The organism is Mycobacterium sp. M23085, from assembly GCF_045343915.1.
Taxonomy (GTDB): domain Bacteria; phylum Actinomycetota; class Actinomycetes; order Mycobacteriales; family Mycobacteriaceae; genus Mycobacterium.
Genome location: NZ_CP174280.1, coordinates 4,260,383 through 4,282,939 on the forward strand (window position 1 = coordinate 4,260,383; position 22,557 = coordinate 4,282,939).

At 68.5% G+C, this 22,557-nt stretch carries 18 protein-coding genes and 1 tRNA gene; 9 read left to right on the forward strand and 10 right to left on the reverse strand.

Annotation, left to right across the window (positions count from 1 at the left end; all coding sequences use genetic code 11):
• Positions 1–7: 7 nt before the first annotated feature.
• From pth to ACIUM1_RS20145, 4 genes are all read right to left on the reverse strand, one after another.
• Complete coding sequence (pth, locus tag ACIUM1_RS20130; protein WP_406814342.1) at positions 8–583, reverse strand: aminoacyl-tRNA hydrolase; 576 nt, start codon at positions 581–583, stop codon at positions 8–10.
• Positions 584–595: 12 nt separating this feature from the next.
• Positions 596–1,264 carry a 50S ribosomal protein L25/general stress protein Ctc gene (locus ACIUM1_RS20135; protein ID WP_406814343.1) on the reverse strand — a complete coding sequence of 223 codons (669 nt, stop codon included), beginning with the start codon at positions 1,262–1,264 and terminating at the stop codon, positions 596–598.
• A 174-nt stretch (positions 1,265–1,438) separates the two neighbouring features.
• On the reverse strand, positions 1,439–2,308 hold the full coding sequence (locus ACIUM1_RS20140) for an oxidoreductase (protein WP_406814344.1): 870 nt from the start codon (positions 2,306–2,308) through the stop codon (positions 1,439–1,441).
• A gap of 36 nt (positions 2,309–2,344) precedes the next feature.
• Positions 2,345–3,580: a cytochrome P450 gene (locus ACIUM1_RS20145; RefSeq protein ID WP_406814345.1), complete on the reverse strand. Its 1,236-nt coding sequence runs from the start codon at positions 3,578–3,580 to the stop codon at positions 2,345–2,347.
• A gap of 157 nt (positions 3,581–3,737) precedes the next feature.
• Here ACIUM1_RS20145 and ACIUM1_RS20150 point away from each other — a divergent pair, with 157 nt between their 5' ends.
• A complete protein-coding gene (locus ACIUM1_RS20150; protein WP_406814346.1) occupies positions 3,738–7,046 on the forward strand; it encodes a LuxR C-terminal-related transcriptional regulator in 3,309 nt (1,102 codons plus the stop codon).
• A 1-nt stretch (position 7,047) separates the two neighbouring features.
• On the opposite strand, the gene ACIUM1_RS20155 is transcribed toward ACIUM1_RS20150, so the two are convergent.
• From ACIUM1_RS20155 to ACIUM1_RS20175, 5 genes are all read right to left on the reverse strand, one after another.
• Complete coding sequence (locus ACIUM1_RS20155; RefSeq protein WP_406817773.1) at positions 7,048–7,680, reverse strand: LpqN/LpqT family lipoprotein; 633 nt, start codon at positions 7,678–7,680, stop codon at positions 7,048–7,050.
• 17 nt (positions 7,681–7,697) lie between these two features.
• Positions 7,698–8,042, reverse strand: coding sequence for an arsenate reductase (glutaredoxin) (arsC, locus tag ACIUM1_RS20160; protein WP_406814347.1), 345 nt, complete (start codon positions 8,040–8,042; stop codon positions 7,698–7,700).
• Positions 8,043–9,023 carry a ribose-phosphate diphosphokinase gene (locus tag ACIUM1_RS20165; RefSeq protein ID WP_406814348.1) on the reverse strand — a complete coding sequence of 327 codons (981 nt, stop codon included), beginning with the start codon at positions 9,021–9,023 and terminating at the stop codon, positions 8,043–8,045.
• A 94-nt stretch (positions 9,024–9,117) separates the two neighbouring features.
• The gene (glmU, locus tag ACIUM1_RS20170) at positions 9,118–10,635 is read right to left on the reverse strand and encodes a bifunctional UDP-N-acetylglucosamine diphosphorylase/glucosamine-1-phosphate N-acetyltransferase GlmU (RefSeq protein WP_406814349.1); all 1,518 of its coding nucleotides are present in this window, start codon (positions 10,633–10,635) and stop codon (positions 9,118–9,120) included.
• Positions 10,636–10,759: 124 nt separating this feature from the next.
• Positions 10,760–10,831 (reverse strand) — tRNA-Gln (locus ACIUM1_RS20175).
• A 170-nt stretch (positions 10,832–11,001) separates the two neighbouring features.
• Here ACIUM1_RS20175 and ACIUM1_RS20180 point away from each other — a divergent pair.
• On the forward strand, positions 11,002–11,595 hold the full coding sequence (locus ACIUM1_RS20180) for a TetR/AcrR family transcriptional regulator (RefSeq protein WP_406817774.1): 594 nt from the start codon (positions 11,002–11,004) through the stop codon (positions 11,593–11,595).
• An 88-nt stretch (positions 11,596–11,683) separates the two neighbouring features.
• Here ACIUM1_RS20180 and lysA read toward each other — a convergent pair whose 3' ends face one another.
• Complete coding sequence (gene lysA / locus ACIUM1_RS20185) at positions 11,684–13,024, reverse strand: diaminopimelate decarboxylase (protein WP_406814350.1); 1,341 nt, start codon at positions 13,022–13,024, stop codon at positions 11,684–11,686.
• A gap of 130 nt (positions 13,025–13,154) precedes the next feature.
• Between lysA and mfd the strand changes: the two genes are divergently transcribed.
• The 7 genes from mfd to ACIUM1_RS20220 all read left to right on the forward strand — a co-directional run bounded on the left by mfd (position 13,155) and on the right by ACIUM1_RS20220 (position 22,530).
• Positions 13,155–16,808, forward strand: coding sequence for a transcription-repair coupling factor (gene mfd / locus ACIUM1_RS20190; RefSeq protein WP_406814351.1), 3,654 nt, complete (start codon positions 13,155–13,157; stop codon positions 16,806–16,808).
• 106 nt (positions 16,809–16,914) lie between these two features.
• Positions 16,915–17,964 (forward strand): nucleoside triphosphate pyrophosphohydrolase, encoded by a 1,050-nt coding sequence (locus tag ACIUM1_RS20195; RefSeq protein WP_406814352.1) that lies wholly within the window; start codon positions 16,915–16,917, stop codon positions 17,962–17,964.
• 340 nt (positions 17,965–18,304) lie between these two features.
• Positions 18,305–19,033, forward strand: a complete 729-nt coding sequence (locus tag ACIUM1_RS20200) for a lytic transglycosylase domain-containing protein (protein WP_406814353.1) — start codon at positions 18,305–18,307, stop codon at positions 19,031–19,033.
• Positions 19,034–19,090: 57 nt separating this feature from the next.
• A complete protein-coding gene (gene eno, locus ACIUM1_RS20205) occupies positions 19,091–20,380 on the forward strand; it encodes a phosphopyruvate hydratase (RefSeq protein WP_406814354.1) in 1,290 nt (429 codons plus the stop codon).
• 20 nt (positions 20,381–20,400) lie between these two features.
• On the forward strand, positions 20,401–21,108 hold the full coding sequence (locus tag ACIUM1_RS20210) for a septum formation initiator family protein (RefSeq protein WP_406814355.1): 708 nt from the start codon (positions 20,401–20,403) through the stop codon (positions 21,106–21,108).
• A complete protein-coding gene (locus tag ACIUM1_RS20215; protein WP_406814356.1) occupies positions 21,101–21,589 on the forward strand; it encodes a DUF501 domain-containing protein in 489 nt (162 codons plus the stop codon). Before ACIUM1_RS20210 ends, ACIUM1_RS20215 begins: the two co-directional genes overlap by 8 nt.
• Complete coding sequence (locus ACIUM1_RS20220) at positions 21,583–22,530, forward strand: exopolyphosphatase (RefSeq protein WP_406814357.1); 948 nt, start codon at positions 21,583–21,585, stop codon at positions 22,528–22,530. Before ACIUM1_RS20215 ends, ACIUM1_RS20220 begins: the two co-directional genes overlap by 7 nt.
• Positions 22,531–22,557: the final 27 nt, after the last annotated feature.

The following is a 22,557-nucleotide window of genomic DNA, read 5'->3' on the forward strand; positions in this document are numbered from 1 at the left end:
GTTGGCCCTACCAGGCGTGGACTCGGTTCTGCGCGGGCTCCAGGCCGAGTTCGATCAGTAGCTCGGTCGCATCCGCGGCCTGCTCACAGATGGTGGGAACCTCGGCGCGCTCGGCGGCGGTGAAGCTTTCCAGCACGAACGCCGCCGGGTCCTTGCGTCCCGGTGGCCGACCGATTCCGATGCGAACCCGCTGAAAGTCCTTGCTGCCCAGAGCATTAGCGATCGATCGTAGACCGTTGTGGCCGCCTTCGCCGCCACCGATCTTCAACCGGATACGGCCGAAGTCCAGGTCGAGGTCGTCGTGGATGACGACGATGTCGCCCGGTGGCACCGAGTAGAACTTCGCCAACGGCCCGACCTGACGGCCGGATTCGTTCATATAGCAGCGCGGCTTGGCCACCACCACCGAGTGCCCGGCGAGCCGGCCGCTGACAATCTCGGCGCCGGAACGCTTGTGCGCCTTGAACTTCGAACCCATCCGCGCCGCGAGCAGGTCGGCGACCATGAACCCGATGTTGTGCCGGGTCCGGGCGTAGTTGTCTCCGGGATTGCCCAGGCCGACGACCAACAACGGCTCGGCCACGTTGTGATCCGGTTACTCGGACTCGGTTTCGGCGGCCGCTTCTTCGCCGGCCTCGCCCTCTGCTTCGCCTTCGGCCGCCGCGGCTTCCTCGGTGACCTCGCCCGCGCCCTCCTCGGCGAGTTCCTCGGCCGTCGGCGCGGTAACCACGTTGACCACCAACGTCTCCGGGTCGGAGATCAGGTTGACGCCGTCGGGCAGGGGAATCTGTCCGGCGGAGAACTGGGTGCCGGGCTCGGCGCCCTCAACCGACACCGTCAGCTGCTCGGGAATCGACAGGGCGTCGGCCTCGATCTCGATGGCGCTGGCGTCCTGGGTCACCAGGGTGCCCGGCACGGCCTCGCCCTCGATGACGACGCGGACCTCGACGACGACCTTCTCGCCGCGGCGCACGACGAGCAGGTCGGCGTGCTGAATGGTGCGGCGGATGGGGTGGATGTCCAGCGACTTGGTCAGCGCCAGCTGCTCCTTGCCCTCGATGTCGAGGGTCAGCACCGCGTTGGTGCCCGCGTGCCGGAGCACCGCGGCGAAGTCGTGCCCGGGGAGTTCCAGGTGCTGGGGGTCGGTTCCGTGGCCGTAGAGGACGGCCGGAATCTTGCCGTCGCGCCGCGCGCGCCGGGACGCACCCTTGCCGGTCTCGGCGCGGACCGCGACCTTCAACTGGTTGAGTGCTTGCTTGGCCATCTTGTCGCTCCTGTGTGCTCGCCTGTGTTTCGGGGCACGGCCGGGGTCGCGACGATTCGTCGGTCTCCGTCGATAACGGTGCTGGCCAGCCAGCCACCCTCGCCGTGACGCCCGGCCAGGTTAGCGCATCTGCACCTCAGAGGGGAAATTCGGTGGCAGGTGGGACCGATGAGCTCAGAGCGGGAACTTCGTTTTCGTCAGCTGCTCGGACAACGACCACAGCGCCGCGGCGGTGGCCGTGTCGCGGGCACGCCGGCTGCGCGCGACCGGTTGGGTGCGGCCCAACTGACCGAAGCGGGGGCCGACAAAGGTGTCGCCGGGCAGATCCTGGGACGCCGCGTACAGGGTTTGCCGGGCGCCGAAATCGGCGTTGGTGGCGACCAGCCGGGTGACTGCCGACATCAGCGTGTCGCCCAGCTTGCGGCCGGAGGCGCCCTGCAGGTTGGTGTGCGAGTAGCCGGGGTGGGCGGCGAGCGCGCGCAGCGGCGAACCGGCAGCGGTGAGGCGGCGCTGCAGCTCGCTGGTGAACAGCAGGTTGGCGAGCTTGGACTGGCTGTAGGCCAACCACGGCGAGTAGCGCCGCTGCTGCCAGTGCAGGTCGTCGAGGTTGATGCTGCCGGGCCAGTGCGCCATCGACGAGACCGTCACCACCCGATCGGTCAGCTTGGGCAGCAACAGGTTCGTCAGCGCGAAGTGACCGAGATGGTTGGTGCCGATCTGGGTCTCGAAGCCGTCGACCGTCAGCGCGAAGGGGGCGGCCATGATGCCGGCGTTGTTGATCAGCACGTCGGCCTTGCTCACCCCGTCGGCGAACCGGCGCACCGACGACAAGTCCTGCAGGTCGAGTTCTCGCACCTCGACCTGGCCGGCCATCTGACGGGCCGCCGTCTCGCCCTTGCGGATGTTGCGGACGGCCATGATGATGGTGGCCCCTCGTCGGGCCAGCTCGCGGGCGGTCACGGCGCCCAACCCACTGTTGGCACCGGTGATGATGACGGTTCGTTCGGCGAACGAGGGTAGATCTGCGGCGGTCCAGCCAGTCATGGCTGACAACACTAATCGCGCAGCGCGCGAGACCGCCTAGTGCCCGACGTCGAATTCCAGCGGCAGGGTGACGGGGCCGGTGATCCCGCTGATCGCCTTCCACGGGGCCGGGCCGGTTCGGCGGGGGTTGGGCATGCGTCGGGTGAGCACCCGCAGCGCTTCGGCCAGTTCGAGGCGCGCGAGGTGGGCGCCGAGGCAGTAGTGCACGCCGCCGCCGAAGGTGAGTACCGCCGGAGGGTCCTCTCGGGTGATGTCGAGGCGGCCGGGCGAGTCGTAGACGCCGGCGTCGCGGTTGGCCGAGGCGGTGTTGGCCAGCACGAAGGTGCCGGCGGGGATGCGGACTCCGGCCAGTTCAACATCTTCGGCGGCACGCCGCACGGCACCGAAAACAATTGGGTAACAACGCATCAGCTCGTGCACCGCCTGGGTTGCCAGCTCGGGGCGTTGGGAAAGCAATGCCCACTGGTCGGGGTGGTCGGCCAGCGCCTGCACCGCGGCGGCGAGCTGGTTGCGGGTGGTGTCGGTACCGGCGGCCAGCAGGGTCGCGCACAGCATGAGCAGTTCGTCGTGGCTCAGTCGGTCACCGTCCTCTTCGCTTCGGATCAGCTCGGAGATCAGGTCGTCGGACAGCGATGCGCGCCGCCGCGCGATCAGCTCTTCCAGGTAGGCGTCCAGGTGATCCCAGGCGGCCAAGATCGCCGGCCCGTCCTCGGCGACGTTCCAATCGAAGATCTTCTTGAGGTCATCGGTCCAGTCACTGAACAGGTCCCAGTCCTCGGGCGGCGCGCCCAGCAAGGCGCAGATGACCGGCGTGGGGTAACGGCGGGCGATATCGCATACGACGTCGCAGCGGCCCACGGCCGTGAGCGGCTCCACCAAGCCATTGATGACCTCGACGACCAGCCCGCGCAGCCGTTGCGCCCCGCGCGGCGCGAACGCCTTCGACACCAGCCGGCGCAGCCGATGATGCGCAGCGCCGTCGAGCCCGAGGATATTGCTGATCGCCCTGTGCCACAGCGGGCCGGAGGTGATGCCCTGCAGGTCGAGTCCCAGCCCGTGCGCGGTGACGAACCTGCTGTCGCGCAATACGGTTCGGACCAGCTCGTAGCTCAAGACTTCCGGCCCGTGCGGACCCATCGCGATCGGCGACAGCTCGCGGGCGGCGCCGATGATGCGGTGCGCCTCGTCGGGATCGGTGAGGTGGTCGTAGGCGATGACGGGCAGGCCGGCTTCGAAAACGCTTGGGTGGGTGGTCGTCTGAGCGATTGTCATCGGGTCTCCTCGGTCGGTTTGAGTCGACTATCCGGCGCAGCGCGGACAAGACCATCCGCCACTACGCGGATTTCTGTGCGCGCGGGGGTCGTAGATCCGCATGCACCGATGGCGGATCTGCGCGTTCTGGCCGATGTTTACCTTCAACCGGAAGGCGATGCTGACTACCATGAGCCAAGGTGCAGAGAATCCAGCGCTAACCTGGAGCGATTTTGGCGTGAGCGATTTGCTGCCAACCGGGACGGTGACGTTGCTGCTGGCAGATGTCGAGGGCTCGACGCGGTTGTGGGAGACGCAACCCGCGGAAATGACCGACGCACTGGTCCGGCTGAACAAAACCGTCAACCAGTGCGTCGCGGCGCACGACGGCGTGCGCCCGCTCGAACAAGGCGAGGGCGACAGCTTTGTGGCCGCCTTCGCCCGGGCGTCCGATGCGGTGGCGTGCGCGCTGGACTTGCAGCGGGCGCCGCTCGCCCCGATCCGGCTGCGCATCGGCATCCATACCGGCGAGATTCAGCTGCGCGACGACGCCAACTACGCGGGCCCGACGATCAACCGGACCGCGCGGCTGCGCGACTTGGCCCACGGTGGGCAAACGGTGTTGTCGGGCGCCGCTGAATCGTTGGTAGTGGATCGGTTACCCGACTATGTGTGGTTGGCCGAACTGGGCAGCTACCCACTGCGGGACCTGCCGCGTCCCGAGCGTGTGGTGCAGATGTGCCACCCGGATCTGCTCAACGAATTTCCGCCACTTCGGGTGCGGACCGTGGCCGCCGCGCAGAACCTTCCCGCTCGGTTGACGAGTTTTGTTGGGCGCCAAGCTCAAATGGCCGAGTTGCGAGAGATCATCGCCGCGAATCGGCTGGTGACGTTGACGGGTGCCGGCGGGGCCGGTAAGACCCGGCTTGCCGTCGAGATCGCCGCGCGGCTGACCGACGAGTTCGCCGACGGGGTGTGGTATGTGGATCTGGCGCCGGTCACCGTCGCGGCCGTGGCGCCGGTGACCGTCGCCCGAACCCTGGGTCTGCCCGATCAGCCGGGACGCTCAACGATGGAGCTGCTGACCCGGTTCATCGGTGCGAAGACGATGCTGTTGGTGTTCGACAATTGTGAGCATCTGCTGGATGCCTGCGGTGCCATGGTGATTGAGTTGCTGGAAGGCTGCCAGCAGTTGACGATTCTGGCCACCAGCCGTGAGCCGTTGGGCTTACCCGGTGAACTGAGCTGGCGCGTACCGTCCTTGTCGCTCACCGATGACGCGATCGAGTTGTTCACCGACCGTGCCCGCCGGGCCCGGCCGAATTTCGTTGTCGGCGAGGGCAATACCGCGCTAGTGGAGGAGATCTGTCGGCGCCTCGATGGGATGCCGCTGGCGATAGAGCTTGCCGCGGCGCGGGTTCGGGCGCTGTCGCTGGCCCAGATCGTCGACAGCCTGCATGACCGGTTCCGGTTGCTCACCGGGGGTGCGCGCACCGCGGTGCGTCGCCAGCAGACGCTGCGAGCGTCGGTGGATTGGTCGCATGCTCTGCTGACCGAGCCCGAGCAGGTGTTGTTCCGCCGGCTGGCGGCGTTCGCCGGGGGGTTCGACCTCGATGCTGCCCAGGCGGTCGGGTCCAGCAGCGAAGTGGAGCACTATCAGCTACTGGACCAACTCAGCTTGCTGGTGGACAAATCCTTGGTGGTTGCCGAGGACAGCGGCGAGGGAATGCGATACCGGTTGTTGGAGACCGTGCGCCAATACGCCCAAGAAAAGCTCGGCGAGTCGGGCGAGGCCGACACGGTGCGCACCCGCCACCGCGACTACTACGCCGCCAAAGTCGCCGAGCTGGAATCGCGCGGCCACGCCCGCGACGATGAGCTGCTGGCGTGGGCACAAGCCGAGATCGAAAATCTGCGCGCCGCTTTCGCGTGGAGCCTGGAGAACTCCGACCCGGCGACAGGCCTGCAGCTCATCGAGTCCCTGCGGCCGTTGTGGTTACGAGGCGGCCGGGTGAAGGAAGCACTGGTCGGCCTGGAGGCCATTTTGGCCGGCGAGGATCGCTCGCCGATGGCACCGGCGGTGTGGGTGGCCGCGGTGGCCCAACAAGCGGTCCTCTCGGCATGGATCGGCGCTCCGATGGACCCGGCTCGGGCAGAGCAGGCCCTGACCGTCGCTCGTCAGCTCGACGACCCGGCACTGATCACCCGGGCCCTCATCGCCCGCGGGAGGCTGGTGTACTTCGGCGCCGAGGAGGCCCGGTGCTATTTCGCCGAGGCGATTGATCTCGCGCGCGCGACCTCCGACCGGTGGAGCCTGTGCCAAATCTTCAGCTATCAAGCGGCCATCGCCTGCATGGGGGGCGAACCGATCGCGGGATGCGCGGCCGCCGCAGAGGGACGTGACCTCGCCGACGCGCTCGGCGATCGGTTTTTCTCCCGGCACTGTCGAGCATGGCTGTCGGTGGCGCTGACGATGCGGGGAGACATCGAGGGGGGCGGCCGAGTCAGCCGTGCACTGGTCGACGAGGCGGAGGCGGCCGGAGACCTCATGATGCAGGTCTATGGCCATGTGGCTTGCGGCACGGTGCACGTGTTCCAGGGTGACGTGGCCGCCGCATACCAGGAGGCGCAATCGGCCCTCACCGCCGCCGAGGCGATCGGCGGGTTCCTGGAGGACGCGGTGTATGCGCTGTTCGCCAACACCGCCATGGCAGCCGGTGACGCAGCGGCGGCACTGCGGGCGGCCGAAAACGCCTGGCAGCACACCAATCCCCAGCGCGTATTCTTCACCAGACTGGTCACCCCGATGAATGAGGCCGCGCTGTCCTGCGGTGATCTGGCAGTCGCGCGCCGTTGGGCCGACGACACCCTGGCCGTGGTGTCTGGCTGGTACCGCATGAGGGCGCTGACCGTGTCCGCGTTCCTCGCTATCGCGCAGAACGATCCCGAACGGGCCTTGCGCGACGCTCACGACGCCCTCGCATTGGCCGTCCGCACCCAGGGGTACCTGCGGGTTTGCGACGTCCTGGAATGCCTGGCCCGCATCGCTGCCGACGCTGGCAACCATCCGTATGCGGCGCGTCTGCTGGGTGCGGCGGTGGGGATCCGACAGCGCATGGGGCACGCCCGCCTGCCGATGTACCAGGCCGGTTACGATGCGGTGCTGACTGCGGTACGAGAAGCACTGGGGCAGAACGACTTTGATATCGCTTGGGCCGAGGGCGCGGCACTGTCCACCGAGGAGGCGATCGCATACGCGCAACGCGGCCGCGGCGAGCGCAAACGCCCCGCCAGCGGTTGGCAGTCGCTGACCCCGATGGAAAACGATGTGGCGCGGCTGGTGGTGGAAGGACTGGCCAATAAGGAGATCGGTGCGCGGCTGTTCATCTCACCGCGCACCGTGCAGACGCACCTGACGCACGTCTACGCCAAGCTCGGCCTGACGTCGCGCGTTCAGCTCGTACAGGAGGCCGGTCGGCACGCCTGAATCACTTTGCCGCGACCACGAATCCGTGAATGATCGTGTCGATGTCCGGTGACTGTGCGGCAGCCTGATTGGCGAAGCCGGTGATGGTCAGCTGCACCAGATAACGCTGGTGGGCGGGCGGTGATCCGGTCGCAATGACTATGCGGTTCCAGCTGTGCAGCCGCATGCCGCCTTCGAGGTCGTAGCTGCCCTGGATCATCGACGAGGGAAAGCCGTTGTAGGGCGCGCCCGAGGCGTCCAGCTGCTTGAAGTTCTCGAACAGTTGCGCATCGTCGTTGCCGTGCTTGATCACCTGGGCCGGGTCGAAGTCGCCGTTGAGCTTGAACACCACCAGCCGCGCGGTGGGGAACTTGCCGCCCTGGGAGATGATCAGCGTTTGCGGACTGATGTTCGGGCTGGTGAACTGCGACCAGCCCGGCGGTGTCGGTATCGACACCGTCAGGTCGGGCAGGGATCCCGGTGCCACCGGCTGTCCGGTCACTCCGATGCTTTGTAGATACTGCGACAGTGGGACGGGTTTGTCCGCCGCCTTCGTGGTGGTTGTCGTCGGAGTGGTCGACAAGATCGATTGATAGTCAGGCGGTTTCGGTGCACAGCCGCCCACGCAGAACGCCGCCGTCGCGGCGGCGGCCACGAGGCGGCCGAGCCGATTCACAGAATCTCGCGGACCGCGTCGATCGGGCGGGCCAGCCGAGTGCCCTTCGGCGTGACGACGAAGGGTCGTTCGATGAGGATGGGGTGTTCGACCATGGCGTCGAGCAGCCGGTCATCACTGGCGTCCGCGAGGTTGAGCTCTCCATACAGGGACTCGCGCTTGCGGACCGCGGTGCGCACGTCGATACCCGCATCGCGGATCAGCTTCACCAGCTCGTCGCGCGACGGCGGGGTCTTCAGATATTGGACGACCGTGGGCTCAATACCACTGTCGCGCAACAAGTCCAGTGTCTTACGGGAGGTGCTGCATTTGGGGTTGTGATAGATGACGGAATCGGCCATCTAGGCGTCTCCATCGAAAAGTCCGGTGACCGAACCGTTTTCGAAGACCGCGCGGATGGTGCTGGCCAGCAGTGGGGCGATGGACAGGACCGTCAGCTGCGGGAAACGCTTCTCCTCGCCGATCGGAAGGGTGTTCGTCACGATCACTTCCCGGGCGCCGCAGGCGGCCAACTTCTCGGCGGCCGGGTCGGAGAGCACACCGTGGGTGGCCGCGATGATCACGTCGCCGGCACCCTCGTCGCGCAGCAGCTTCACCGCGCCCGCGATGGTGCCACCGGTGTCGATCATGTCGTCGATCAGCACGCAGGTGCGTCCGGCCACCTCGCCGACGACGCGGTTGGACACCACCTGGTTGGGCACCCGCGGGTCGCGGGTCTTGTGGATGAAGGCCAGCGGGACGCCGCCCAGCGCGTCGGCCCACTTCTCGGCGATGCGCACCCGCCCCGAGTCGGGTGAGACGACCACCATGTTGCCGTCGGGGTAGTTGTCCCGGATGTAGCCGGTCAGCAGGTTCTGCCCGCGCATGTGGTCGACGGGTCCGTCGAAGAAGCCCTGGATCTGGTCGGTGTGCAGGTCGACGGTGACGATCCGGTCCGCGCCCGCGGTCTTGAGCAGGTCGGCGACCAGCCGAGCAGAGATCGGCTCGCGGCCGCGGTGCTTCTTGTCCTGCCGGGCATACGGGTAGAACGGCATGACCGCGGTGATCCGCTTGGCGCTGCCCCGCTTGAGCGCGTCGATCATGATCAGCTGTTCCATCAGCCAGCGGTTAACCGGCGCCGGGGCCGACTGCAGGACGAAGGCGTCGCAGCCGCGCACCGATTCGTGGAACCGCACGAAGATCTCACCGTTGGCGAACTCCCGCGCGGTCTGCGCGGTGACGTGGACGTCGAGCTCTTTGGCCACCTGCTCGGCCAGCTCGGGATGCGCACGGCCGGAGAAGAGCATCAAGTTTTTGCGGTTATCGGTCCAGTCGTGGCTCAACGCACTGCCCTCGCCAAATCGGGGTGGGGGATGGAAGGCCCCATCGTACGAAGCGAATCGTACGGAAAGGTGGCCGGGTTGCCAGCTAGCAAATTCACGGTGTCGGTTCGGCGTCTGCGGAGGGGCCGGCCTTGGAGACCTGGGGGGCGCTCTGAGCTGCGGCTTTCTGGGCGGCCTCGGCCGCTTGAGCGGCCGCGCTGCCGGGGCGTTTGCGGTGCACCCAGCCCTCGATGTTGCGCTGCGGACCGGCGGACACCGCCAGTGTGCCGGGCGGGACGTCGTTGCGGACCACCGTGCCCGCGCCGGTGTAGGCACCGTCGCCGACGGTCACCGGCGCCACGAACATGGTGTCCGAGCCGGTGCGCACGTGCGAGCCGATGGTGGTCCGCCGCTTGGATTCGCCGTCGTAGTTGACGAACACGCTGGACGCCCCGATATTGCTGTGTTCACCGATGTCGGCGTCCCCGACATAGGTCAGGTGCGGCACTTTGGAGCCTTTGCCGATAGTGGCGTTCTTGGTCTCGACGAAGGCTCCGAGCTTGCCGTCATCACCCAGCACCGTGCCGGGCCGCAGGTAGGTGAACGGCCCGACGGTCGCGCCGGCACCGATCGACGACGCGGTGCCGTGAGTGCGCACCACCGAGGCGCCGTCGCCGACGCTGACGTCGGTCAGGGTGGTGTCCGGGCCGACGACGCAGTGACTGCCGACCTGAGTGCGGCCGAGCAGCTGCGTCCCCGGCTGGACGACGGTGTCGCGGCCGATGCTGACGTCGACGTCGATCCAGGTGGTGGCGGGGTCGACGATGGTGACGCCGGCCAGCTGGTGGGCCGCGATGAGGCGGCGATTGAGTTCGGCGCCCAGCTGCGCGAGCTGGACGCGGTTGTTGACGCCGGCCACCAGCGCGCTGTCGTCGACATGGCGGGCGTGGATGGCCAGGCCGTCGCCGCGCAGGATGGCGATGACGTCGGTCAGGTAGAGCTCCTGCTGGGCGTTGTCGGAGCTCAACCGGTTCAGCGCCGAGCGCAGCGCCGCGATGTCGAAGGCGTAGACGCCGGCGTTGACCTCACGGATCTCGCGTTGCGAGGACGTGGCGTCGGCGTGTTCCACGATCGCCATGACCTCGTTGTCCTGGGTGCGCAGGATCCGGCCGTAGCCGCTGGGGTCGTTCACCGTGGTGGTCAGCACCGTGACCGCGGCCCCCTGACGCGACCCCGCCGCGGTGTGGGCGGCGATCAGGTCGGCCAGCGTGTCGGCGTCGAGCAGCGGGGTGTCGCCCGAAGTGACGACCACGACCCCGGCGTAGTCGGGCGGCAGTGCGGACAGGCCGCACAGCACGGCGTCGCCGGTGCCGCGCGGCCGGTCCTGCAGCGCCACGACGATGGGACGTCCCAGCGCGTCGGCCCAGTCGGCAACCAGCGGTGCGATCCGCTCGTGGTCGTGGCCGAGAACGACGGCCAGGTGCTGCGGCGCCACCTTGGCGACCGCATGCAGCAGATGGGACAACATGCTGCGCCCGCCGATGGTGTGCAGGACTTTCGGGGTGTCCGACCGCATCCGGGTGCCGGGTCCGGCCGCCAGCACCAGGACCGCGGTATCACCAGGAGACGACATCAACCCTCCTCTTCGGGTTTGTCCCGCGCGGGCTGCGCGCGGAAGCGCCGACACGCCGTCAAGCGTGTCACTTCGGCTGCGGTGAAGGCAAAAAACGATGGGATATCGCAACTGGCAATTGAAGCTCCGTCGCCAGGACTCGAACCTGAACTATCTGAACCAAAATCAGAGGTGCTGCCGATTACACCACGACGGATCGCTGACCCACGGCGAGCGGCGGGCTGAGACCGACCGCGCCAAGAAGACTTTAGTCCGACGTCGATGCGGGCCGCTTGTCGGCTGTGGACCGATACGCTGATTGACGTGGCCGTGCTGGATCGTGACCCGGACAAGGTAGAGAAGGAAGCGCGGGCGCCGCGTGCGCGGATGACCGGCACCGAGCGTCGCCAACAGCTCGTCGGCATCGCCCGCACGCTGTTCGCCGAACGCGGCTACGAGGGCACCTCGATCGAGGAGATCGCGCTGCGCGCCAACGTGTCCAAGCCGGTCGTCTACGAGCATTTCGGCGGCAAGGAAGGCTTGTACGCCGTCGTCGTCGACCGCGAGATGTCGGCGCTGCTGGACGGCATCACGTCGTCGCTGACCAACAACCGGTCCCGGGTGCGGGTCGAACGGGTCGCGCTGGCGCTGCTCACCTACGTCGAAGAGCGCACCGACGGCTTCCGGATCATGATCCGCGACTCGCCGGCCGCGATCAGCTCGGGCACCTACTCCAGCCTGCTCAACGACGCCGTCAACCAGGTCAGTTCCATCCTGGCCGGCGACTTCTCCCGTCGCGGCCTGGATCCCGGGCTGGCGCCGCTGTACGCGCAGGCGCTCGTCGGCTCGGTGTCGATGACGGCGCAATGGTGGCTGGACACCCGCGAGCCCAAGAAGGAAGTGGTGGCCGCGCACCTGGTGAACCTGATGTGGAACGGGCTGACCCACCTGGAGGCCGACCCCCGCCTGCGGGACGAGTAGCCGGCGCGGCTCGCGAGCGTAAGCGCACTGCGATTTTCGGCGGGATTTTCCGCAGTGCGCTTACGCTCGGCGGCCGACGCGGCGCGGGTCACCCGCGGTCGCGGGCCAGCAGGTCGGCGACCGTCTCCCGGCGAACCAGTTCGCGGGCCCGTCCATCCTTGACCGCCACCAGCGCGGGGCGGCCGACCATGTTGTAGTTCGACGCCATACTGTGGTGGTAGGCGCCGGTGCAGGCCACGGCCAGCAGGTCGCCGGGGTGCAGGTCCGCGGGAAGGTCGATGTCGCGGGCGATCTCGTCGCCCGCCTCGCAATGCCGGCCGACCACCGTGACCCGCTGCTTGAGTCCCATCGAATGCCGGTTGGCCAGCGCGGCCGTGTAGCGGGCGCCATACAGCGACACCCGCGGGTTATCGCTCATGCCGCCGTCGACCGCGACGAAGGTGCGCCCACCCGGCTGGGTTTTGATCGAGCACACCCGGTACACCGTCACGCCGGCCCGGCCGCAAATGGCCCGCCCGGGTTCCACCACGATCTGCGGCCGCGGGAAATGCTCAGCGGCACAGGCCTCATCGAGTGCGTCCTCGATGACGTCGGCCAGCTGGTCGAGGTCCAGCTCGCGATCGCCGGGGACATACGGGATGGCATGGCCGCCGCCGATGTTCAGCTCGGTGAGGATGACGCCGTGCCGGGAGCGGATGTCGGCCATCGCGGCGATCATCCGGCGGATCGCCTCCCCGTACAGGGCGGGGTCGGTGACCTGCGAACCGATATGGCAGTGCAGGCCGACCAGATCGAGGATGGGATGCGACAGCACCCGCTGGGCGGCGACGTCGGCCCGGTCGCCGTGCAGCGTGAATCCGAACTTCTGGTCGCTGACACCGGTGGTGACGGCGCGATGGCCGTGGATGTCGATGTCGGGGGTGACCCGGATGAGCACCTGTTGCCGGCGTTGCGCCAGGCCGGCGAGGTAGGCGATTTCGATGCCGGAGTCCAGCACGATGCGTCCCACGCCGACGCGCACCGCTTCGCGCAGCTCGTCCGGCGATTTCGCGTTGCCGTGCATGACGATGCGCGCCGGGTCGACTCCACCGGCAAGGGCGACGGCCAGCTCGCCGCTGGAGCAGACGTCGACGCCGAGGCCCTCTTCGCGGGCCCAGCGGGCCACCGCGGTGCTCAGTAGCGACTTTCCGGCGTAAACGACGTCGACGCCGCGCAGCGTGCGGCGGTAGCGGCGGGCGCGATGGCGGAAGTCGGTCTCGTCGATCACGTAGGCCGGGGTGTGAAACTCGTCGGCGATATCGGCCAGTGGTACTCCGCCGACGCACAGCCTGCCCTCCTCGTCGGGATGCGCGGTCACTGGCCAGATCGCGGGATCGAAACGCGGGGGAGCCGCCTGACCCAGAGACGGCAAGATGTCCAGCAATGTCATGAATTCAACGTGCGCCCGCGGGTAATCCGGTGGTGCTTTTCTTACGATCCCTTGACGGCGGCGAGCTCGATCTTGACGTGGTTCGGTGTGTCCGGCCCTGTCACGGAGGGCCCCTAGAATGGAATTCATCATGACCGCACCGGGGGCTGCTCGCCCAGAAACCCCGATCGCGGGGCTCGTTGAATTGGCGCTCACCGCGCCGACCTTCCAGCAGCTGATCGACAGCGCGGCCGCTTCGCCGGCCGAGTTGAGCCTGGTGGGTCCAGCCAGCGCACGGCTCTTCGTGGCCAGTGCGCTGGCGCGGTTGGGTCCTCTGCTGGTAGTCACCGCGACCGGGCGCGAAGCCGACGACTTGACCGCTGAATTGCGCGGCGTCTTCGGCGATGCCGTCGCGGTCTTCCCGTCCTGGGAGACGCTGCCGCACGAGCGACTTTCGCCCGGCGTGGACACCGTCGGCGCCCGTTTGACGGTGCTGCGCCGGTTGGCCCATCCCGACGACGCACGGCTGGGTCCGCCCCTGCAGGTGGTGGTGACCGCGGTCCGCTCGCTGCTGCAGCCGATGACGCCGCAGTTGGGGCTCGTGGAGCCGGTCACGTTGAGCGTCGGTGCGGAAATCGAGTTCGAGGGCGTCATCACCCGGCTCGCCGAGTTGGCCTACACCCGGGTCGACATGGTCGGCCGGCGCGGCGAATTCGCCGTGCGCGGCGGGATTCTCGACGTCTTCCCGCCGACCGCCGAGCACCCGGTGCGCATCGAGTTCTGGGGCGACGAGGTCAGCGAGATGCGGATGTTCTCGGTCGCCGATCAGCGTTCGATCCCGGAGATCGAGGTCGACACCGTGATCGCGGTCGCCTGTCGTGAACTGTTGCTCACCGATGAGGTGCGGGAGCGGGCCGCCGAGCTGGCCGCCCGGCACCGCAGCACCGAGCCCGCCATCACCGGCAGTGTCACCGACATGCTGGCCAAGATCGGCGAGGGCATCACGGTCGACGGCATGGAGGCGCTGCTGCCGGTGCTTCGGCCCGGCGAGCACGTGCTGCTGACCGATCAATTGGCGGAGGGCACACCGGTCTTGCTGTGTGACCCGGAAAAGGTCCGCACCCGGGCCGCCGACCTGATCAAAACCGGCAGCGAATTTCTCGAAGCGTCGTGGTCGGTCGCCGCGTTGGGTACCGACGCCCCGGTCGACGTCGCGCAGTTCGGCGGATCGGGATTCGCCGAACTCGACGAGGTGCGGGCCGCGGCGGTGGGCGCCGGGCACCCGTGGTGGACGCTGAGCCAGCTGTCCGACGAGTCGGCCGTGGAACTCGATATCCGGGCGGCCCCGTCGGCCCGGGGGCATCAGCACGACATCGACGGCATCTTCGCGATGCTGCGCGCGCACGTCAGCACCGGTGGCTACGCCGTCGTCGTCGCGCCCGGCGCCGGCACCGCGCATCGCGTGGTGGAACGGCTGGCCGAATGCGACACCCCTGCGGCCATGCTCGAATCGGGTGCCACACCCAAGGCCGGCGTGGTCGGTGTGCTCAAGGGGCCGCTGCACGACGGCGTCATCATCCCCGGCGCCACGCTGGTGGTGATCACCGAGACCGACCTGACCGGCAGCCGGGTGACGGCCGTCGAGGGCAAGCGCCTTGCCGCCAAGCGGCGCAACACCGTCGATCCGCTGGCGCTGACCGCCGGCGATCTGGTGGTGCACGATCAGCACGGCATCGGCCGGTTCGTGGAGATGGTCGAGCGCACCGTCGGCGGTGCCCGCCGCGAGTACCTGGTGCTCGAATACGCCTCGAGCAAGCGCGGCGGCGGTTCCGACAAGCTGTATGTGCCGATGGATTCGCTGGATCAGCTGTCGCGGTACGTCGGCGGGCAGGCGCCCGCGCTGAGCAAGCTGGGCGGCAGTGACTGGACCAACACCAAGACCAAGGCCCGCCGCGCGGTGCGGGAGATCGCCGGCGAGCTCGTCGCGCTGTACGCCAAGCGGCAGGCCAGCCCCGGGCACGCGTTCGGGCCGGACACCCCCTGGCAGGCCGAGATGGAAGATGCGTTCGGCTACACCGAGACCGTTGACCAGCTCACCGCGATCACCGAGGTCAAGTCCGACATGGAAAAGCCCATCCCGATGGACCGGGTGATCTGCGGCGACGTCGGCTACGGCAAGACCGAGATCGCGGTGCGGGCGGCGTTCAAGGCGATCCAGGACGGCAAACAGGTGGCCGTGCTGGTGCCCACCACGTTGCTGGCCGACCAGCATCTGCAGACCTTCACCGACCGGATGGCCGGGTTCCCGGTGACCGTCAAAGGCCTGTCCCGGTTCACCGATCCGGCGGAATCCAAGGCCGTGGTCGAGGGCATGGCCGACGGATCGGTGGACGTGGTGATCGGCACGCACCGGCTGCTGCAGACCGGGGTGCGCTGGAAGGACCTCGGCCTGGTGGTGGTCGACGAGGAGCAGCGGTTCGGTGTCGAGCACAAGGAGCACATCAAGTCGCTGCGCACCCACGTCGACGTGCTGACCATGAGCGCCACCCCTATCCCGCGGACGCTGGAGATGAGCCTGGCCGGCATCCGCGAGATGTCGACGATCCTGACACCGCCCGAAGAGCGGTATCCGGTGCTGACCTACGTCGGCCCGCACGACGACAAGCAGGTGGCGGCCGCCCTGCGCCGCGAGCTGCTGCGCGACGGGCAGGTGTTCTACGTGCACAACCGGGTCAGCTCGATCGACCGGACGGCGGCCCGGATCCGGGAGTTGGTGCCCGAGGCGCGGGTGGCCGTGGCGCACGGGCAGATGCCCGAGGAACGGCTGGAACGCACGGTGCAAGGATTCTGGAACCGCGAATACGACATCCTGGTGTGCACCACGATCGTGGAGACCGGGCTGGACATCTCCAACGCCAACACGCTGATCGTCGAGCGCGCCGACACCTTCGGCCTGTCCCAGCTGCACCAGCTACGCGGCCGCGTCGGCCGCAGCCGTGAGCGCGGCTACGCCTACTTCCTGTATCCGCCGCACTCGCCGCTGACCGAGACGGCCTACGACAGGCTGGCCACCATCGCGCAGAACAACGAGCTGGGCGCGGGTATGGCCGTCGCGATGAAAGACCTCGAAATCCGCGGCGCCGGCAACGTGCTCGGCGTCGAGCAGTCCGGGCACGTCGCCGGGGTCGGCTTCGACCTGTATGTCCGGTTGGTGGGCGAGGCGGTGGAGGCCTACCGGGCGGCCGCCGACGGCCAGACCGTCACGACCGCCGAGGAGCCCAAGGACGTGCGGATCGACCTGCCGGTCGATGCGCACCTGCCGCCGGACTACATCGCCAGCGACCGGCTGCGGCTGGAGGGCTACCGGCGGCTGGCCGCCGCGGCCTCCGACGGCGAGATCGACGCGGTCGTCGAGGAGCTCATCGACCGGTACGGGGCGCTGCCCGAACCGGCCCTGCGGCTGGTGGCGGTGGCGCGACTGCGGCTGTTGTGCCGCACCGCCGGCATCACCGAGGTGTCGGCGCCGTCGGCGTCGACCGTGCGGATCTCGCCGATGACGCTGCCGGATTCGGCTCAGGTGCGGCTCAAGCGGATGTATCCGGCCGCGAGCTACCGCGCCACGACGTCCACCGTGCAGGTTCCCATCCCGCGGGACGGCGGGGTGGGCGCGCCGCGGCTGCGCGATGTCGAGCTGGTGCAGATGGTGGCCAACCTGGTGACGGCACTGCAGGGCAAACCGCAGACAGACATTGGTATAACCAGTGAACTACCTGCGTCGATGGCAAGTGAGGAGCGGCAGGCGTGATCCCCGCCCGCGACGATGCAGTGGGGGTAGGCCCCCTCGCCGCGGTGCGGCTGGGGGTGGCCCCACCCGCTTGCGGGGGACGACGCGATGAAGAGGAGGGGCGCCCGTGATCGTCGTCTTGTTCGACCCCCGCCGTCCCTCGCTGGTGCCCGTCGAGGCCATCGAGCACCTGTCCGGCGAGGTGCAATACACCGAAGAGATGCCCGTCGCGGTGCCCTGGTCACTGCCCGCGGCGCGCCCGGTGCACTCCGGCGAGGACGCCCCGGTGCTGCTGTCGTCGGACCCCGACCACCCCGCCGTCGTCGCCCGGTTGGCGGCCGGCGCCCGGCTGATCTCGGCGCCCGACACGCCGCGCGGTGAACGGCTGGTCGATGCGGTGGCGATGATGGACAAGCTGCGCACCGCCGGGCCGTGGGAGAGCGAGCAAACCCACGACTCGCTGCGCAGATTCTTGCTGGAGGAGACCTACGAGCTGCTGGACGCGGTCGGTAGCGGCAACGCCGACCAGTTGCGCGAAGAGCTCGGCGACGTGCTGCTGCAGGTGCTGTTCCACGCGCGCATCGCCGAGGACGCTGCGCAGTCCCCCTTCACCATCGACGACGTCGCCGCCACCCTGATGCGCAAGCTCGGCAATCGGGTACCGGGAGTGCTTGCCGGGCAATCCATTTCGCTCGAAGAGCAGTTGGCCCAGTGGGAAGAGCGGAAGGCCGCCGAGAAGCCGCGGAAATCGGTGATGGACGATGTGCACACCGGGCAACCCGCATTGGCGCTGGCCCAGAAGGTCATTGCGCGCGCGGGCAAGGCCGGCCTGCCGCCCGATCTGATCCCCGAGGCGATCACCTCGGTGTCGGTGTCGGCCGACGTCGATGCCGAAAGTGCGCTGCGCTCCGCCGTTCTGGACTTCGTGGAAACGGTTCGCGAAGTGGAGCGGTCGATCTCGGCCGCACGCCGCGGCACCGGGGTTCCCGAGGAGTTCGACGTCGCGCCGCTCGGCGAGATCTCCGCGGACGAGTGGCGCGAGCACTGGCCGGCCGGGGCGCCGGCGGTCCACGACCGGCCGCGCGATCCGGAGCCCGAGACCGACGGCGAGGCCGGCCCGATCGCCGACTTGGTCGAAGCGGAATCCGCCGCCAACGTCGCCGCCGACGACGCCTGACCGGCCCGCAGCGCCGGAACGGCGGCACTGCCGCGCCGGAACGGCGGCACTGCCGCGCGTTATTTCCCACTTTTGGGCTCCGACGCGAGCGATTGCCGGAATGTTTGCCCGATTTGTCGTGTGTCGCTCGGTAATATCGCCGATGAGGTTGCGAATCCCCGTGGTCGGCCTAGGTCTGACCGCGCTAGCCGAAGCGACCTTCAGCTAACCAGGGATTAGCTGAAACCGACGATATGTCGGTGCGCCGAGGCCCGAGGCAACCGGGTAGTTCCCGAACACATGGGACGATGGTGTGGCGGAAGTTGGTGCAGGCGAGTTTAGGGGAGCTCAGGAAAGCATGGTGTCGCCGAGGCGTTGGATGCGCGCGGCCGCCGTGATCGGCGCGACCGCGATCGTTCTGGCCTCCAGTTGTACCTGGCAGCTCAGCCTGTTCATCCCCGACGGCGTGCCGCCACCGGCCGGGGATCCGGTGCCGCCGGTCAACACTCATGCCAGCGGTCGGCCCGCGGATCAGTTACGGGAATGGGCGCAGCAACGGGCACCGGGTTTGGAGATCCCGGTGATCGCGCTCGAGGCCTACGCCTACGCGGCCCGGGTCGCCGAAGTCGAGAACCCCAAATGCCACATCGCGTGGACCACCCTGGCGGGCATCGGACAGGTCGAGAGCCATCACGGCACCTACCGCGGCGCCCGGTTGGCCCCCAACGGCGATGTGAGCCCCCCGATCCGGGGTGTCCGCCTGGACGGCAGCGGCGGCACGCTGCGCATCGTCGACACGGAAGAGGACGTCACGGACGAGGACGGTGTGACGCGCGCCATGGGGCCGATGCAGTTCATCCCGGAGACGTGGCGGCTCTATGGTGTCGACGCTCACAACGACGGCCGCGTCAGCCCCGACAACATCGACGACGCCGCGCTCGCCGCCGCCGGTTATCTGTGTTGGCGTGGAAAGGATCTCGCAACCCCACGCGGCTGGATCACCGCACTGCGCGCCTACAACAACTCCGGCGTCTACGCCCGGGCGGTCCGGGATTGGGCGACCGCCTACGCGAAAGGCCACCCGCTGTAGCAGGATGTATCGCTGACCGGCGAAAGCACGCACCGGCGAAGACGCAAGGAGAACTCAGTGCCGATTATCGAGCAGGTCGGGGCCCGCGAGATCCTCGATTCCCGCGGTAACCCGACAGTCGAGGTCGAGATAGCCCTGATCGACGGAACGTTTGCCCGCGCGGCGGTGCCGTCCGGCGCGTCGACGGGCGAGCACGAGGCCGTCGAGCTTCGCGACGGGGGCGAGCGCTACGGTGGCAAGGGCGTGCAGAAGGCGGTGCAGGCCGTGCTGGACGAGATCGGTCCGGCGGTGATCGGCCTGAACGCCGACGATCAGCGGCTGGTGGACCAGGCGCTGCTTGATCTGGACGGCACCCCCGACAAGTCCAGGCTGGGCGGCAACGCGATCCTGGGCGTGTCCCTGGCCGTCGCCAAGGCCGCCGCCGATTCCGCCGCACTGCCGCTGTTCCGCTACCTCGGCGGCCCGAACGCCCACATCCTGCCGGTGCCGATGATGAACATCCTCAACGGCGGCGCGCACGCCGACACCGCCGTCGACATCCAGGAGTTCATGGTCGCGCCGATCGGAGCGCCCAGCTTCGCCGAGGCGTTGCGCTGGGGCGCCGAGGTGTATCACGCGCTGAAGTCGGTGCTCAAGAAGGAGGGCCTGAGCACGGGCCTGGGCGACGAGGGCGGCTTCGCCCCCGACGTGGCGGGGACCACCGCGGCGTTGGATCTGATCAGCCGGGCCATCGAGTCGGCCGGTTTCAAGCCCGGCGCCGACGTGGCGCTGGCCCTGGACGCGGCGGCCACCGAGTTCTTCACCGAGGGAAGCGGTTACAAGTTCGAGGGCGCCACGCGCACCGCCGAGCAGATGGCGGACTTCTACGCCGGCTTGCTGGGCTCGTACCCGCTGGTGTCCATCGAAGACCCGCTGTCCGAAGACGATTGGGACGGCTGGGCGACTTTGACCGCGTCGATCGGTGACCGGGTCCAGCTGGTCGGCGACGACATCTTCGTCACCAACCCGGAGCGCCTGGAAGAGGGTATCGACAAGGGTGTGGCAAACGCCTTGCTGGTCAAGGTGAATCAGATCGGCACGCTGACCGAGACGCTGGACGCCGTCGCGCTCGCCCACCACAGTGGCTATCGGACGATGATGAGTCATCGCAGCGGCGAGACCGAGGACACCACGATCGCCGACCTGGCGGTCGCCGTCGGCAGCGGTCAGATCAAGACGGGCGCACCGGCCCGCAGCGAACGCGTCGCCAAGTACAACCAGCTGCTGCGGATCGAAGAGGCGCTCGGTGACGCCGCCCGCTACGCCGGCGACCTGGCCTTCCCGCGATACGCTGTGGAGTCGAAATAGCTTGACGCTCAACGGCTGACATGGCTGACGCGCAACGGCCCGATTCGAAACGGCGCTCCCCGGCATCGCGTCCGGGGAAGGCCGGCGATTCGGGCCGGGGCCGTCGCACGGCCAAGCCGTCCGCCAAGCCGTCTTCGCGAACGTCTCCCACGGCGAACCAGCCCGGCCGGACCACCACCCGAACGCAGCACGAGCATGTCGTCGAGCCCATCACCCGTCAAGCCGCCGAATCGGTTGAGCAGCGCTCCGAGCAACGGCTGGGGTTCACCGCCCGCCGCGCCGCGGTGCTGGCGGCGGTGATCTGCGTGCTGACGTTGACCATCGCCGGACCGGTGCGCACCTACTTCGCTCAGCGCACCGAGATGAATCAGCTGGCCGCCAGCGAGGCGGCGCTGCGCCGCCAGGTCGCGGAGTTAGAACAGCAGAAGGCCAAACTCGCTGACCCGGCCTACATTGCGGCGCAGGCCCGCGAGCGGCTCGGCTTCGTCAAGCCCGGAGACATCCCGTTCCAGGTGCAGCTGCCACCGTCGGCGGCCGAGCCCACGCAGCCCGGGTCCCCGTCGGCGAAGCCCGCCAACGGCGACCCGTGGTACACGTCGCTGTGGCACACCATTGCCGACGCCCCGCACCTGCCGCCGGCCAATTCGCCGGTGCCCCCGCCCCCTCCGGCCGAACCGGGATCACCCGGTCCGGCGCCCGCACCGAACCCCGCGGGTCCCGGTGGCTGATCGTGCCGACCTGGAAGCGGTGGCGCGCCAGCTCGGGCGCGAGCCGCGCGGGGTACTCGAGATCGCCTACCGTTGTCCCAATGGTGAGCCCGGCGTGGTGAAGACAGCACCGAAACTGCCTGACGGCACTCCGTTTCCCACGTTGTACTACCTGACCCATCCGGCGCTGACGGCAGCCGCCAGCAGACTGGAGACCACGGGACTGATGCGCGAGATGACCGAGCGGCTAAACCAGGACCAGGCATTGGCGGCCGCGTACCGGCGTGCCCACGAGTCCTACCTGGCCGAACGCGACGCGATCGAACCGTTGGGGACCACGTTCTCCGGCGGCGGAATGCCCGACCGCGTCAAGTGTCTGCACGTGCTGATCGCCCATTCGCTGGCCAAGGGTCCCGGCGTGAACCCGTTCGGCGACGAGGCACTGGCTATCCTGGCCGACGAGCCCGCCATGTCCGGCATTCTGGTGGCCGGCCAATGGTGAACGGCAGGCTCGCGGGAATCGACTGCGGTACCAACTCGATCCGGTTGCTGATCGCCGACTTCGACGGTGGCCGGCTACGCGATGTGCACCGGGAGACGCGGATCGTGCGGCTGGGCCAAGGTGTGGACGCCACCGGTGAATTCGCGGCGGAAGCGATAGCCCGTACCCGCGCGGCGCTCACCGATTACGCGGCGTTGATCAAAGAGCACGGTGCACGGCGGGTGCGGATGGTGGCGACATCGGCCGCCCGCGATGTCGCCAACCGCGATGCCTTTTTTGCGATGACCGCCGACGTGTTGGGTGCGGTGTCGCCTGGGGCGGTGGCGGAGGTGATCACCGGCGCCGAAGAGGCCGAGCTCTCGTTCCGCGGCGCGGTCGGTGAATTGGACAGTGCTGCAGGTCCTTTCGTCGTCGTTGACCTCGGTGGTGGCTCCACCGAAATAGTATTCGGCGGTGATGCGGTGGTGGCGAGTCACTCGGCCGACATCGGCTGCGTGCGGCTGACCGAACGCTGCTTGCACTCGGACCCGCCGACGCCCGAGGAGGTCGCCGCGGCGCGCCAGGTGGTGCGCGAACGGCTCGAGGTCGCGTTCGGCGTGGTGCCTGTCGAGGGGGCGAAGACCTGGGTCGGGTTGGCCGGGACGATGACGACGCTGTCCGCGCTGGCCCACAACTTGACGGCCTATGACCCTGCGGCCATTCATCTTTCGCGCGTCGCCGGAGACGATCTGCTGGCGGTGTGCGAACGGCTGATCGGCATGACCCGCGCCGAGCGCGCGGCCCTGCCGCCGATGCATGAGGGTCGAGCCGACGTGATCGGCGGGGGCGCGATCGTGGTCGAGGAGTTGGCGCGCGAGTTGCGCGCCCGTGCCGGCATCGACGAGCTGACGGTCAGCGAGCACGACATCCTGGACGGCATCGTGTTGTCCATCGCCGGTTGAGTGTGCGTCCAGGGCTTTGCGTGTGCT

What these genes read in the sequence shown, in the direction of transcription:
- glmU (WP_406814349.1), bottom strand. Translation starts at nt 10,635, where the DNA reads ATGTCGTCTCCTGGTGATACCGCGGTCCTGGTGCTGGCGGCCGGACCC.
- arsC (WP_406814347.1), bottom strand. Translation starts at nt 8,042, where the DNA reads ATGGCCGATTCCGTCATCTATCACAACCCCAAATGCAGCACCTCCCGT.
- ACIUM1_RS20135 (WP_406814343.1), bottom strand. Translation starts at nt 1,264, where the DNA reads ATGGCCAAGCAAGCACTCAACCAGTTGAAGGTCGCGGTCCGCGCCGAG.
- ACIUM1_RS20220 (WP_406814357.1), top strand. Translation starts at nt 21,583, where the DNA reads ATGGTGAACGGCAGGCTCGCGGGAATCGACTGCGGTACCAACTCGATC.
- ACIUM1_RS20140 (WP_406814344.1), bottom strand. Translation starts at nt 2,308, where the DNA reads ATGACTGGCTGGACCGCCGCAGATCTACCCTCGTTCGCCGAACGAACC.
- ACIUM1_RS20180 (WP_406817774.1), top strand. Translation starts at nt 11,002, where the DNA reads ATGACCGGCACCGAGCGTCGCCAACAGCTCGTCGGCATCGCCCGCACG.
- mfd (WP_406814351.1), top strand. Translation starts at nt 13,155, where the DNA reads ATGACCGCACCGGGGGCTGCTCGCCCAGAAACCCCGATCGCGGGGCTC.
- ACIUM1_RS20210 (WP_406814355.1), top strand. Translation starts at nt 20,401, where the DNA reads ATGGCTGACGCGCAACGGCCCGATTCGAAACGGCGCTCCCCGGCATCG.
- ACIUM1_RS20150 (WP_406814346.1), top strand. Translation starts at nt 3,738, where the DNA reads ATGCTGACTACCATGAGCCAAGGTGCAGAGAATCCAGCGCTAACCTGG.
- lysA (WP_406814350.1), bottom strand. Translation starts at nt 13,024, where the DNA reads ATGACATTGCTGGACATCTTGCCGTCTCTGGGTCAGGCGGCTCCCCCG.
- ACIUM1_RS20145 (WP_406814345.1), bottom strand. Translation starts at nt 3,580, where the DNA reads ATGACAATCGCTCAGACGACCACCCACCCAAGCGTTTTCGAAGCCGGC.